The organism is Bovifimicola ammoniilytica (genome assembly GCF_025567085.1).
In the GTDB taxonomy this organism is placed as follows: domain Bacteria; phylum Bacillota; class Clostridia; order Lachnospirales; family Lachnospiraceae; genus Bovifimicola; species Bovifimicola ammoniilytica.
In genome coordinates this window covers 1,495-15,876 of the sequence record NZ_JAOQJN010000006.1, presented here as the reverse complement: position 1 = coordinate 15,876, position 14,382 = coordinate 1,495, and the positions used below count along the sequence as shown (strand labels likewise).

Sequence of the window (14,382 nt, the reverse complement as noted above, 5' to 3'; positions counted from 1 at the left end):
CCTTTTTTTCTTTATTCTTCAATTGGTACTGCCTCCTCATCTTCTGATTCAGGCTTATGCATTATCTGAATATTGAATGGATCAACAGTTATACCTACTTCCGTTCCAACCGGCTCAAATGTTGTACTATGCACTAACCATTCATAACCATTAGCCATAACCTCCATCTCGTAATGAACTCCCTTAAATATGAGATGTGTGACCCTGCCATCTATTATTCCTTTTCCTTTTTCAACTAATTCCACGTCCTCAGGTCTTATAACTGCATCCACAGGTTTATTATTACCAAAACCTGTATCCACACATTTGAACTTTGTTCCAAGTATCTCTACAACTTTATCTTCTATCATAGTAGCAGAGATAATATTGCTGTCACCAATGAAATCCGCCACAAATGCGTTCTCAGGCTCATTATATATATCTTCCGGTGTACCAATCTGCTGTATATATCCCTGATTCATAACCACGATTGTATCAGACATAGTAAGTGCTTCTTCCTGGTCATGTGTTACATATATAAATGTAATTCCAAGTTCATTCTTTAATCTGATAAGTTCATACTGCATCTCCTGACGGAGTTTCAAATCCAATGCTCCTAATGGTTCATCAAGTAACAAAACCTTAGGCTCGTTAACAATGGCTCTGGCTATTGCAATTCGCTGTTGTTGTCCACCACTTAATGAATCTGCCATTCTGTTTTCATATCCATCAAGGTTAACAAGCTTTAAAGCATATTTAATCTTGTCATCAATATATTGTTTGCTTTTCTTCTTTATCTTTAATCCAAATGCTATATTTTCAGCTATTGTCATATGTGTAAATAAGGCATATTTCTGAAATACTGTATTTAACTGTCTCTTATTGGGCGGAAGCTTTGTAATATCTTTCCCATCAAAAACAACTTTTCCATTATCTGGCTGTTCAAACCCACCTATGATTCTAAGGGTCGTAGTCTTACCGCAACCACTTGGTCCTAATAATGTTAGAAATTCATTCTCTCTTATATACAGATTTAATTCATCAAGAATTAAATTGTCACCGTATGATTTTGAAATATCAACTAAATCTATAAGTCTTTTTGTCATCTCAAAATTCCTTTCTGGTTTATCTATGCCACAGCAAATTCTATTAATAAACTGATGTAAAATTTATTTTCAAAATTCATTTTCCATCTTGCGTTTTTACATAACGGATTCACATACCTGAAAATATCCATAAGACTATTAATCTCGTTAAGTCAGCCAAATTGAATTGTAATATTATTAACTGGTACTGTCAATAATATTTTATCATTAAACTCCGATTAAAACACAAATAAAAAAACATATATTTTCACAAATAAAATATATATTTTTCCAAGAGTATAATTGCAAATAAAATATACATATTTTCAAGAATATAACTTGCCCATTTCTCAACTGTTCGGTATACTTAAAGTTACCTGACAATTGTGTGGCAGGCAACACAAAATTGTCTTTTATAACAACTTAATTTAACAAAATATCTATAGCCTGCAGACTGGAGACAATACAAGATATGAGAAAGATTTTTAAATCATTTATTGCATTATCATTAGCCACTTCTATGGTTCTGTCCTTAGCAGGCTGTGGTAATTCTTCTAAGAAAGAAACTTTTAAAGAAGATGAAGTGGTAATAGGCGAGCGTACGCAGGCTGACTGGATAGATACAGCCATAATCTATGAAGTTAATGTACGTCAATATACAAATGAGGGTACATTTGCCGCATTTTCAAGTCATTTAGAAAGACTTAAAAATATGGGTGTCAATACACTCTGGTTTATGCCTATCTATCCTATTTCCGAGCTTAATAAAAAAGGTACTCTCGGTTCTTATTATTCTATAAGAGATTATAAAGAAGTAAACAATGAATTCGGTACTCTTGATGAATTCAAGGAATTAGTAAATAAAGCTCACGAAATGGGCTTCCACGTTATCTTAGACTGGGTTGCTAATCATACAGGCTGGGACCATACCTGGATTACTGAACACTCTGAATATTATGCTAAAGATGAAAATGGTAATATCATTTCACCTCTTAATACAGACTGGAATGACGTAGCACAATTAGATTATACAAATAATGATATGAGAACTGCTATGATTGATGCCATGAAATTCTGGATAGATGATATCGGTGTTGATGGTTTCAGATGCGATTATGCACAGGGTGTACCACTTGACTTCTGGGAACAGGCACGTACTGAATTAGATAAGGTTAAACCTATCTATATGGTTGCAGAAGATGGTACAAACAGTGATTCACTTCTTAACAAAGCATTTGACAGTAACTATAATTTCGAATTATATGATGCACTCAAGTTAGCATCATCAGTTCCAAATACTGCTGACAAATTAGAAAGCTACATCAAAAAGGACCTCCCTTACGGAGCTTTTAAGATGAATTTCATCGATAACCACGATAAAAATACTTATGACGGAACACTTGCTGACCGTTTCGGCGAAGAATCTCTTGGTGCTTTATATACTGTAGTATTTACTGCTGAGGGACTTCCTCTTATATATTCAGGTAATGAAGAAGATTCAGATATTTCCCTTGAGTTCTTCGAAAAGGATAATATTGATTTTGGCGATTATAAATACGAGAAACTCCTTACTGATTTCTGTACAATAAAGACTGAGAATGAACCTCTTTATACAGGATTAGCCGGCGGTAAAGTCAGAATGATTACGAACGATAACAAGAGCATATTATCTTACGAACGTGTTAAAAATGGTAAGAAGATTACAGTTGTTGTTAATCTTTCTAATAAAGAACAGACAGTTAAATATGATAAGAAGATTTCTAAAGGCAACATCTTATTAAATGGTGATTCAACAGGAATTATCAATGATGAGAAAACTACTCTTAATACTAAAGACCTCAACACTCTAAAACCTTTTGAATATTATATTATTCTTTCAGAATAAAAATATAGGCTCTTTATCCATTTTATATATGAAACAACATCATATATAGACCGGGTAACGAGCCTGATTTATTATAATCCTGTTTATTGTCTTATAATTATTCTGCCCCTGTTATTTGTAAATGTATTAATTACTTCAGCCTGTTTATCTTACTGCTTATCTTACTGTTTATCCTACTGCTTATCGTACTTTTTATTTTATTTTTATGCAAGATATCCTTATTTTCGGTGTATAATTAAATAACGTATATTTTATGAACGGAGAAAGCTTATGACATCATATATATTAGGAACAGGTTCTGCTGTTCCTGCAAATATTGTAACAAATAAATATTTTAGCACCATTGTCGATACAAGTGATGAATGGATTACTGACAGAACCGGCATCTCAGAACGAAGAATTTCAAATAGTGATACAACTGCCACATTATCAATTAAAGCCGCTATAAAAGCTATTAAAGACTCCCATATCTCACCGGAGGATATAGATTTAATTATTGTAGCCACATTAACTCCTGATGGAAAAATGCCAAGTACAGCATGCAAAGTCCAGGCTGCAACCGGTGCCATAAATGCTATGTGTTATGATATAAATGCTGCCTGCACCGGATTTATGTATGGATTACAGACGGCCCATGCTTTCATTTGCTCTGGATTAATTAAGCATGCTCTTATAATAGGTGCTGAAACACTTTCTAAAATAATTGACTGGACTGACAGAGGTACCTGTGTATTATTCGGTGATGGGGCCGGTGCTGCCATATTAGGTGTTTCCCATTCAGATAAACGTGGCATACTATGTTTAGAACATGGTTCAGACGGAAGTAAAGGCGATGTATTAACCTGTGGAAATGCTCCACTAATTAACCCTTTTATTCAAAATAATTATACCTCTCCTTATGTCCATATGAATGGTCAGGAAGTATTCAAATTTGCCACAAGAAAAATCCCGGAAATTATTGAATCATTATCAACAAAATCCGGAATAGAAATAAAAGATTTTAACAAAATATTACTACATCAGGCAAATAAACGTATTATTCAGTTTGCCGCTAAAAGATTACATCTTAGCGATGATATTTTCCCTGTTAATCTTGATAAATATGGCAATACTTCAGCTGCAAGTGTGGCAATCCTCTTAGATGAGGTATTACATAACGGAACCGTAAAACCTGGCGACCTTATTGCTTTAGCTGGTTTTGGTGGTGGACTTACATGGGCTGGTATTCTTATGACATTATAATAAGATTGTCCTTGAATATGTAATTTACGCCTGTCGCTAAATCGTATTATTATAACATTATAATAAGATTATTCTTATTACTTTTCCCTGGCTGTATTTTTTAAAGCTCCGGTTATAGGATCAAGAAAGTATTTCATAATACTTCTTTTTCCTAAATCAAATTCTACGGTTGCAGTCATTCCCGGGAGTAATTTAATCTTATCATTATTATTTTCTATGCTAAGCTTTACAACATATACATTCTTAACTTCATCTGTTGATACTGCGCCTGCCGATATGTAAGTTATCTTTCCTGTTAATGTACCATATTCCGAATATGGATATGCCTCTAATTTAATAACTGCCGCTTTACCAATCTTCAAGTCTGCAATATCACTGTTTTTCACATAACAGGTTAACTCCATAGGTGTATTATCAGGTATAATATTCATCAGAACATTTCCTGTTCCAACGACATTTCCTGTAAGTCCCTCCTGCATATTCGTTACATATCCATCAGTTTCTGAATGAAGTATTTTATTATCCAGAATATTCTCTGCCTTTTTAATACTGTTATCAATCTCAGAAATCTTCTCATCATTGTCAGCTATTTTAGAAAGTACAGACAGATTATGTTGTTCTTTGTTATCAACAATTGAACCTTCATTCGTTTTTGCTATATACTTTTCCTGTGTAACTATATAATTAATTGTATTCTTCATACTTTCATCGTATTGATTTATATCAATTGAACTTATATCCTGATTATCTAATATCATCTGATATATTTTATTTTCTTCTTCTAGCAATTTCTTTTGTGCAGACAGATTTTCAACATCTATATTATCGTATGAGGAATCTATTTTAACCAAAATATCACCTTTATGCACATACTGACCATTACTTACCAGAACCTCATTTACCACGCCGTCCTGCTTAGCCTGAACATTGATAACACTTCCTTTTGGATTAACTGTTCCTCCTGTCGTAGATACGACATCGATTTTAGATACTGAAGCCCATATAATGGTTACTACAAGCAATGTAAATATGCTCCAGATAATAACCTTTCCACCTATATGTGCCGGTTTCTCAATTATTTCAAGAAGCTCAGGCATAAAATCATACTTAAGGTTTCTATCTCTTTTTCTACTATATTTCTTCACATAATTAAGCATTTCTTTTCTCATTAAACTCTTCCCTCTTTCTGCATATTATACAGATAATAATAAAGTCCCTGGTTACTCATTAACTTCTCTTTAGTATCGAATTCAACAAGTTCGCCATTATCTATTACCATAATCTTATTAGCATCTTTAAGTGTTGACAATCTATGTGCAATTATTAATACAGTTCTGCCCTTACATATTTCCTGTAAATTATTCTGAATAATACTTTCTGATTCATAATCAAGTGCCGAAGTCGCTTCATCAAATATAAGTATTCTAGGATTACTAATTATAGCTCTTGCAATTGCAATCCGCTGTTTCTGTCCTCCTGATAAGCCAACACCCTTTTCGCCAATCATAGTATCATAGCCATTTTGCATATGCATAATAAAATCATTTGCACCTGCTATTTTCGCAGCAGCAATAATCTTTTCCATAGATACCCCAGGACAATGTATCGATATATTTTCTGCAATACTTCCATTAAACATAAAATTTTCCTGCAGAACCACACCTATTTGTCTTCTAAGCCATGCCGGGTCGACTAAAGATATATCAACGCCATCTACCATTATCTTTCCACTTTCCGGAATATATAATCTTTGTATAAGTTTCGAAATGGTACTTTTACCTGAACCGCTCCTTCCCACTACTCCTATAATCTGTCCCGGTTCAATATCAAAACTTATATTTTTAATTACTTCCGGTGCATCAATTCTATATCTGAACTTCACTTTCTCGAAAGTAATTCTGCCTTTAATTGATGGAAGCGACAACTTATTTATATCAACTCTTGGTTCTGTTGATGTATTAAAAATATCACCTATTCTCTTAACAGACATTGATGCCTGCTGATACTCCTGCCACAATTGGACAAATCGTAATACAGGACCACTTACTCTGCCTGATAACATTCTGAAAGCAACTAATTCACCTACCGTAAATCTACCAGCCATTACATACTTAGCTCCCATAAAAAGAATTAATAAATCAAATGTTTTCTGTATAAACTGTCCAAGTGTATTAGCTGTACCTGCAACCATTGAAGTCTTATATCCTGCTTTAACATAATCAGCCTGAAGACTTCCCCATTTCTTTTCAACTTTAGGTTCTAAGGCAAATGACTTAATTGTCTGAACGCCTGTGATACATTCCACAAGATATGATTGTGTTTCTGCGCCTGCGTTAAATTTCTCATCAAGTCTCTGTTTGAATAATGGAGTTACAATAATTGATAATATTGCAAAAACCGGCATAGATGCAATTACTACAAATGTTAATGGCACACTATAAAAGAAAAGAATTATTATATAAATTATAATGAAGAATAAATCTATCAACGATGATAGAGGTGTTCCTGTCAGAAAGGACCTTATACTATCTAATTCTCTTACTCTTGCTACCGTTTCACCCGTACGTCTTGATTCAAAATATCTAAGTGGTAATGCAAAAAGATGTTTAAATAATTTGTCACTTAACATTACATCAATTCTGTTAGTTGTATGTGTAAATACATAACTTTTTGCCAGACCTATTATCATTTCAAATACATACCCTAAGAATAAACCTATCACCAGCACATAAAGCGTTGACAAAGTCCTATGTACCAGAACTTTATCAACTATGACCTGTGTTACAAGCGGTGTCAGAATTCCTAATATCTGAATAACAAAAACTGCCACCAATACTTCTATAAATTCTTTCTTATATTTTAATATTGTCGGAATAAACCACTTGAAACCAAACACAGCCTCTTTATCAATAATGCTTTTATTACTAAGCAGAATAACTGTTCCCGAAAAAATATCTCTGAACTCTTCTACAGATATTAATTTTGGTGGCTTATTTGCTTTTAGAATCATCACCTTATTATTATCTGTTTTTCCAACAATAAAATATGTATCATCTTTAGCTTTACATATTACAGGAACATTCAATTCTTCTAACTGTTCATATTTCAGTTCCTTAATTTTTCCCTTTATCTTTAACAATCTTGCGGCTGTCATCATTTCTATTTCAGTCATATCCCCTACATTTAAGGAGAGAATATGATTCAACTGTTCCTTAGACACATTTACATTGAGCAAATGTGTCATTGTCAGAAATGAAGCCATTCCACTGTTTATTATATTTTCCACTTTTGTACCCCCATTATTCTATTGATTGCTTACAAACAGCTGTGTATCTGTCATATTGTTATCCTGTGTTGTTATATTAACCATCTCTGAAACATTTCCATCATCTGATGTTGATGCCATGCTCTGTACAAGTAGTTCTGACTGTTTAAGCGCTGATTCATATACATATGTTCCATTTATTATTGAACTAAAATCGTTCTGACTTAATGAACTTCCATCTGCAAATTCTGCATTAAAGTTCTGATATGAAGAATTTATAAAATAATCATTAAGAATAATTTTATCTGTAGTATCACTGATACTTACTTCAAGATTATTTCCGTTTTTTGTCATCATAAGGTCTTCTATGGATATATTTTCTTCAAATGACAATATATTACTACCTGAATTATCAACAATGGTGTCTATTCCATCACCTCTGCCAAAGATATAGGTATCATTACCATCTCCACCGTAGATTGTATCATTTCCGACTCCGCCGTAGAATGTTTCATTTATGTTATATACATCTGTTCCTTCATATCCTGTAAGAACATCATTTCCAGCTGTTCCATTCTTGATACTTATAAGTTCTATGAGTTTATCTTTGTTCCATACTGTTCCGTCACTGAATTCTATGTTTTCAACAAAGTAATAACCGTAGCCACAGTATCTCTTGTAGCCATAGGCATTCTTTATTGTTATTCGGTCTGCGGCACTGTAACGGATTATTATATCGTTTCCAACTCTTTCTATCGTTACGTCAGATGGATTTATTCCTTTTCCGAAAACTATTCTGTCTCCATTTACATACTCTCCGTCATCATAGATTGTATCTTCTCCATCTCCAAGTTCAAAGTAGTATGTATCATCTCCATATCCTCCGTTTAGGGTGTCGTTTCCGACTCCTCCATAGAGTTTATCATTTCCGCCTTCTCCATTCAGGATATCATCTCCGGCTCCTCCATAAATGGTATCGTCTCCATCTCCTCCATTTACCGTATCGTTTCCTGAGCCTGCATACACTAAGTCGTTTCCATCGTTGGCATTTATTATGTCGTCTCCGGCTCCCGCATAGAATGTCTCATTTCTGTTATATACATCTGTTCCTTCATATCCTGTAAGAACATCATTTCCAGCTGTTCCTGTCTTTATACTTATAAGTTCTATGAGTTTATCTTTGTTCCATACTGTTCCGTCACTGAATTCTATTTTTTCAACAAAGTAATAACCGTAGCCACAGTATTTCTTGTAGCCATAGGCGTTCTTTACTGTGAATTTATCTACTTCGCTATATTTTATTACAAGGTCATTTCCTATTCTTTCCAAAGATATATTTTCAGGACTTATTCCCTTTCCGAAAACTATTCTGTCTACATTGACATACTCTCCGTCTTCATAGATTGTATCTTCTCCATCTCCAAGTTCAAAGTAGTATGTATCATCTCCATAGCCTCCGTTTAGGGTGTCGTTTCCGACTCCTCCATAGAGTTTATCATTTCCGCCTTCTCCATTCAGGATATCATCTCCGGCTCCTCCATAAATGGTATCGTCTCCATCTCCTCCATAAATGGTATCGTTTCCTGAGCCTGCATACACTAAGTCGTTTCCATCGTTGGCATTTATTATGTCATCTCCAACTCCCGCTATAACTGTAACATTGCTATTATTACTTATATTTATAGTATCAGATTCATTTGAACCAACTATCAGATTTGATGGTATTACATTCTTTAATTCTGTTATAATTTCAGGATATTCTATATATTTTTGAATATAATTAACCAAGTTAATCTGATTATCATTCATAACTGCAATATATCTGCCTATATCTTTTATAATGCCTTTTACATCTATTCCTTCTGAAATGCAAATACTCATATAAGTATCAAATATTTCTGTATTTATATAATCATCATTCTCGATAAATACCATTTCCATATAATCCTTAAGTTTTGTCTCTGCATTCAAAAGATTATAATACAGTTCATGTATATTGTTATACAAGCCATTCAATATATCTGCTGCTGTATTTACAGGATTACTTCCTTCTGTTCCAATGAAATTACGTCCCATGAACATCTCTATTACTCTGAGTTTCTTAGCATCAATATTTCCACCACGACTTCCACCAGATATATTATCTGCTCCAGTTATAAAGTATAATATTTTAGTTATTATCTCACTTTTTTCATTATCATTATCTGATTTAGCGAACAAGTTTACATATTCTGCTAATCTGCCTGTTGTGTCTTTCTGCATTAATGTATGCAATGATGCTACATTTCCTATTGCATTTACATCTGGCATCTTCTCGATATCTTCTGATATACGCTCTGATTCTTTTTCTATTGTATTATATGATTCTGAATCAAACGAAAACTCACCTATCTTCCTTTTTCGTCCATCAAAATACTTAATATATGCAGTATTTACACCATCAATTTCCTCCGTCTTAAGTGAAATTGATTCTATTCCTAATTCTTTTAATGTCTTTAATTCATTCGCTTCTGATATTCCATTTCTATTATTATCCTGCCATACAAGTAATCTGTAATATGCACTGTCTTTTTCATCTATTATCCCATCACCATTTTCATCGTATTGAGCTAATGCTTCAAAACCTAATCTTGCAATTGAACCATCCGGCATTACAGTTGAACTTCCAAACAATTCTGATCCATCATTTATAATTCCGTCACCATTTAAATCGATTGCTAATAATCCATCGTCTGACGATACCCACTGCGTCTTCTCTGAAAGCCCGTAGTTATCATTATCAAAATATACTCCATTTTCTACATCAGTTAATTCAAAGCCATCTCCATCAAGGTCAATTACTAATGGATCTGATATATAACGTACTGATGCTGAAGCTTGTCTATAACTTTTATCTAACCACCCAAACAAATGCTTAATAGATTTCCATTTGAATTTCTTATCTAATGTAATATACTTATTATTTTCTGTCCACTTACACAATCCGTCTATGACCATTTTACTAAATGACTTACCAAAATCCAATACTGTATTTACTTTATCAAATATACCTTTGGATACGCATTCAATTATAATTGAACCATCTACTATATTACAAATTTCATACAACGCTTGCAAATATTTTCCATTCGTTATTAACTCCTTGATTTCTGATATCCCTTCATTATACTTATTAACGAGTTCATTAAATTCATTATTTTGTCTTAATTCTAAGTTATTTAAAAATGTATCATAATAAAATACTCCACTAGCTACATACAAATATTCTTTAACATCTTCATTGTTTATTAATTTGTTCCATGAGACCTCTGCATCATTCCCCTCTGCCATCATTTCATCAATAAACTTCCCAATTCCATCACTTGCATTTTCCATATTTATATTAAATATATTATTTGCAATAAATACAGATTTTGATGATATTGATTTTATTAAACGGCTAACAAAACTTGAATCTCCCTCCTCCTTAAAATTACCATTTTCATCTAACAATTCTGCTGGCATATGATAGCCAACTCCAAATGAATTCGGACTTCCAATGTTTATATATTTCTTTTTTATACCTGGAAGACTCTTTAATAAGGATCCCACAAAACTTACTGTTGGTTCATAACATATTATTTTATCTGATTTTTTTTCAATATCTTCCTTATATTTATTTATAAATTCGTTTGAAAAACCTTGTCCATCAAACGAAACACATCTATCAATATCATTATTCTGTAAATAATTTTTACCCTGATTCTTCTCATACGCAATCGTCACATACTGTGCCTGATTTCCACCTGTTGAATGTCCACATACAGTTATATCTATATCTCCATCAATATTATTCAATTCTTTTCTTGCCGCATTAATAGCATCTTCATAAAATTTTAATTCTCTTTTTGGCGACTCCGTATCTGATACACATGAACCTTTAACATTTTCTGTCCATTCACTTATATTTATCTGTTTCCCATCATCATCTCTTACTATATAGGGACTATCAATATAATTTCCACAAAAAACTACGTATACTTCTGATGTGTCCTTATTAATAAAGCAAACTGATGATGTAGTAGTATCTTTTTTGTCAGGATATATCAGTTGTAAATTCATTAACTCACTATCATTTTCTATAAATGATATAATTTTATCCATTCCAAGTTCTTTATCTGTATATCCTGCTATCCCATCAAAACATGTTGTTTTTTCAACTTTCTTTATATCATTTATAATACTTTTAACGTTTTTATTACTCACATCTACAGTATCAATATTGTAATATGTTAATGCTGATAAATATAATAACTGTTCATTACTTAGACTCATTTGTTTCCTCCTCTATAAAAAAATCTATTTCATCTGTTCCAATCAATCCTCCAATTTCTTCATATCCTTTTTCTTTATATATTTTTTCTCTTTCTAAATATGTTTCTTCTGGATAGGATACTATTGAAATAGATATGCTATCATCTGACATTTTAGACTTTAATATTTTCTTAAAATACTTTTCATAATCCTGATTAAATTCATTTTCAGGAACTTCAATTCTATATGATATACATACATTTGCATTTTTTAATAATCCATCTAAAGTATTATTTTCACTTTCAATATAAAAGCTACTTGCAAAACCGCAAAAACCTTTTATTTGACATATTTCATATACAGATATATCACTAATATATCTATTAACTCCCATTTCATTAGATAAAGTATCAAATTCTCTTTTCAAAATATTTTGTTTTACCAATTCACTCATATAGTCATCTGATATTACTTTGTAAGAATCATAATATCCATCATTATCTATATCTTTATCTCCGTCTGGATATAATATAATCCAATACTCTTCTTCTTCACCTTTAATTTTAACTATAACTCTTGCATAATTATCTGAACCAATATATTTTCTCATTTGCCTACTATCTACTACTTCAAAGTCTTTTTGGTATTTATTCTCCATATATTCAAGAGCCACTTCTGCACACTTGTCTGCATTCATTACTGTTTTTTTATCACACCCTGTAGCACTTATAATTACTACTGAAAATATCGCCACTATTAACATACTTTTTTTTATCTTTTTCATTCATTTCCTCCTATAATATTTATTTTCCTTTTCTTTTGTATTAATATCTTCTGCCCTCCTTTACTTCTTTTATGCTTTTTATTTTAAAATTAAAAAAAGCATAACGAATACGTTATGCAACCGAACTATCTTAGGTATTTATTATACTAACAACTTACTTTCCTCAATAACTACCCGTAGACTCCTGGCTTTGCGTCCATACATTTCTGTATGTTTGCCCTTTATCTCTCTTTTACATTTACAGTATAATTTATTAACTTACTTTTTTCAACATTTTTTTCATTTCCAATACTTCTTTTCATACGCAATTGTCACATACTGTGCCTGATTTCCACCTGTCGAGTGTCCACATACAGTTATATCTATATCTCCATCCACATTATTTAATACATTTCTGGCAGCACTTATAGCATTATTATAAAACTCTACTGCAAGTTTTTGCTCTACTGTATCACACTCAACTGCCCCTTTCATATTACTAATCCATGTAGAATTACTATTAATGTTTCCATTTTCATCTTTATACTCATAAGGACTATCTATATAATTGTCGCAATATACAACATAAACTTCTGACGTTTCTGTATTTACAAAACATACTGATGATGTAGTATTATCAATACCACTAGGATATACCATTTGTAATTTCATTAATTCACTATCATTTTCTATAAATGCTATAATTTTATCCATTCCAAGTTCTTTATCGCTATATCCTGCTGCTCCATCAAAACAAGTTGTTTTTTCACCTTTCCTTACACCATTTATAATATTTTTAACATTTTTATTACTCACATCTACAGTATCAACATTATAGTATGCTAATGCTGATAAATATAATAATTGTTCATTACTTAGACTCATTTGTTTCCTCCTCTATAAAAAAATCGATTTCATCTGTTCCAATCAATCCGCCAATTTCTTCATATCCTTTTTCTTTATATATTTTTTCTCTTTTTAAATAAGTTTCTTCCGGATATGATACTAAAGAAATCGATATTATATCTTCTGATATTTTAGGCTTTAATATTTCTGTAATATTCTTTTCATAATCCATACTAAATTCATTTTCAGGAATTTCAATTCTATATGTTATATATACATTTTCATTTTTTAATAAACCATCCAAAGTATTATTTTTCTCATTAAAACTGAAATCGCTTGAAAAACCCCAAAATCCTTCTATTTTTGATATGTTTCGTTCTGTTATATATATATCACTAATAAATTTATTAACTATTACATTCTTAACATTACTGTCCAATTCAACTTTAATTTTATTATTAACAATATCACACATATAATCATCCGATATTACTATGTAAGAATCATAATATCCATCTTTATCTGAATCATCATAACCATCTGGACACATCATAATTCGATATTCTTTTTCTTTTCCTTTAACTCTAACATCTACTTCTGCATATCCAGCTCTTCCTATAATTCTTTTCTTTTCTTGGCTATATGTTACCTCAAAATCTTTCTGATATTTATTTTTCATATATTCCAATGCCACTTCTGCACATTTATCCTCATCCATAATCGGCTTACTTTCACAACTTGTAGAACTTATAATTACCATTGCAAATACGACTATTGCTATCATACATTTTTTTATCTTTTTCATTCATTTCCTCCTATAATATTTATTTTCCTTTTCTTTTGTATTAATATCTTCTGCCCTCCTTTACACCTTTTATGCTTTTTATTTTAAAATAAAAAAAGCATAACGAATACGTTATGCAACCGAACTATCTTAGGTATTATTATACTAACAACTTTCTTTCCTCAATAACTACCCGTAGACTCCTGGCTTTGCGTCCATACATTTCTGTATGTTTGCCCT

Annotated in this window: 9 protein-coding genes and 2 riboswitches; of the genes, 2 read left to right on the top strand and 7 right to left on the bottom strand. The window is 31.9% G+C overall.

Going from position 1 to position 14,382, the window contains the following annotated elements; genetic code table 11:
• Positions 1 to 11 precede the first annotated feature (11 nt).
• Positions 12 to 1,085, bottom strand: a complete 1,074-nt coding sequence (locus tag OCV48_RS08870; protein WP_021982070.1) for an ABC transporter ATP-binding protein — start codon at positions 1,083 to 1,085, stop codon at positions 12 to 14.
• Between the two features lie 451 nt (positions 1,086 to 1,536).
• Between OCV48_RS08870 and OCV48_RS08865 the strand changes: the two genes are divergently transcribed.
• Both OCV48_RS08865 and OCV48_RS08860 read left to right on the top strand, forming a co-directional pair.
• Positions 1,537 to 2,949, top strand: a complete 1,413-nt coding sequence (locus OCV48_RS08865; protein WP_147591701.1) for an alpha-amylase family glycosyl hydrolase — start codon at positions 1,537 to 1,539, stop codon at positions 2,947 to 2,949.
• A 270-nt stretch (positions 2,950 to 3,219) separates the two neighbouring features.
• Entirely contained in the window at positions 3,220 to 4,191 is a 972-nt protein-coding gene (locus tag OCV48_RS08860; protein ID WP_147591700.1) for a beta-ketoacyl-ACP synthase III, read from the top strand.
• Positions 4,192 to 4,268: 77 nt separating this feature from the next.
• On the opposite strand, the gene OCV48_RS08855 is transcribed toward OCV48_RS08860, so the two are convergent.
• The 6 genes from OCV48_RS08855 to OCV48_RS08830 all read right to left on the bottom strand — a co-directional run bounded on the left by OCV48_RS08855 (position 4,269) and on the right by OCV48_RS08830 (position 14,163).
• A complete protein-coding gene (locus OCV48_RS08855; protein WP_147591699.1) occupies positions 4,269 to 5,360 on the bottom strand; it encodes an HlyD family efflux transporter periplasmic adaptor subunit in 1,092 nt (363 codons plus the stop codon).
• Positions 5,360 to 7,477, bottom strand: a complete 2,118-nt coding sequence (locus OCV48_RS08850) for a type I secretion system permease/ATPase (protein ID WP_262559492.1) — start codon at positions 7,475 to 7,477, stop codon at positions 5,360 to 5,362. Before OCV48_RS08850 ends, OCV48_RS08855 begins: the two co-directional genes overlap by 1 nt.
• A gap of 18 nt (positions 7,478 to 7,495) precedes the next feature.
• Positions 7,496 to 11,770 (bottom strand): calcium-binding protein, encoded by a 4,275-nt coding sequence (locus tag OCV48_RS08845; RefSeq protein WP_147591698.1) that lies wholly within the window; start codon positions 11,768 to 11,770, stop codon positions 7,496 to 7,498.
• Entirely contained in the window at positions 11,757 to 12,533 is a 777-nt protein-coding gene (locus OCV48_RS08840) for a hypothetical protein (protein WP_147591697.1), read from the bottom strand. Before OCV48_RS08840 ends, OCV48_RS08845 begins: the two co-directional genes overlap by 14 nt.
• Before the next feature lie 112 nt (positions 12,534 to 12,645).
• Positions 12,646 to 12,762: riboswitch (cyclic di-GMP riboswitch) on the bottom strand.
• Between the two features lie 50 nt (positions 12,763 to 12,812).
• Positions 12,813 to 13,397 (bottom strand): Mbeg1-like protein, encoded by a 585-nt coding sequence (locus tag OCV48_RS08835; protein ID WP_147591696.1) that lies wholly within the window; start codon positions 13,395 to 13,397, stop codon positions 12,813 to 12,815.
• Positions 13,384 to 14,163 carry a hypothetical protein gene (locus OCV48_RS08830; RefSeq protein ID WP_147591695.1) on the bottom strand — a complete coding sequence of 260 codons (780 nt, stop codon included), beginning with the start codon at positions 14,161 to 14,163 and terminating at the stop codon, positions 13,384 to 13,386. Before OCV48_RS08830 ends, OCV48_RS08835 begins: the two co-directional genes overlap by 14 nt.
• Before the next feature lie 111 nt (positions 14,164 to 14,274).
• Positions 14,275 to 14,382: riboswitch (cyclic di-GMP riboswitch) on the bottom strand.

Excerpts from the sequence above, each read along its gene's own strand:
- OCV48_RS08830 (WP_147591695.1), bottom strand. The coding sequence starts at position 14,163 with ATGAAAAAGATAAAAAAATGTATGATAGCAATAGTCGTATTTGCAATG.
- OCV48_RS08835 (WP_147591696.1), bottom strand. The coding sequence starts at position 13,397 with ATGAGTCTAAGTAATGAACAATTATTATATTTATCAGCATTAGCATAC.
- OCV48_RS08840 (WP_147591697.1), bottom strand. The coding sequence starts at position 12,533 with ATGAAAAAGATAAAAAAAAGTATGTTAATAGTGGCGATATTTTCAGTA.
- OCV48_RS08865 (WP_147591701.1), top strand. The coding sequence starts at position 1,537 with ATGAGAAAGATTTTTAAATCATTTATTGCATTATCATTAGCCACTTCT.
- OCV48_RS08845 (WP_147591698.1), bottom strand. The coding sequence starts at position 11,770 with ATGAGTCTAAGTAATGAACAGTTATTATATTTATCAGCATTAACATAT.
- OCV48_RS08855 (WP_147591699.1), bottom strand. The coding sequence starts at position 5,360 with ATGAGAAAAGAAATGCTTAATTATGTGAAGAAATATAGTAGAAAAAGA.
- OCV48_RS08860 (WP_147591700.1), top strand. The coding sequence starts at position 3,220 with ATGACATCATATATATTAGGAACAGGTTCTGCTGTTCCTGCAAATATT.
- OCV48_RS08870 (WP_021982070.1), bottom strand. The coding sequence starts at position 1,085 with ATGACAAAAAGACTTATAGATTTAGTTGATATTTCAAAATCATACGGT.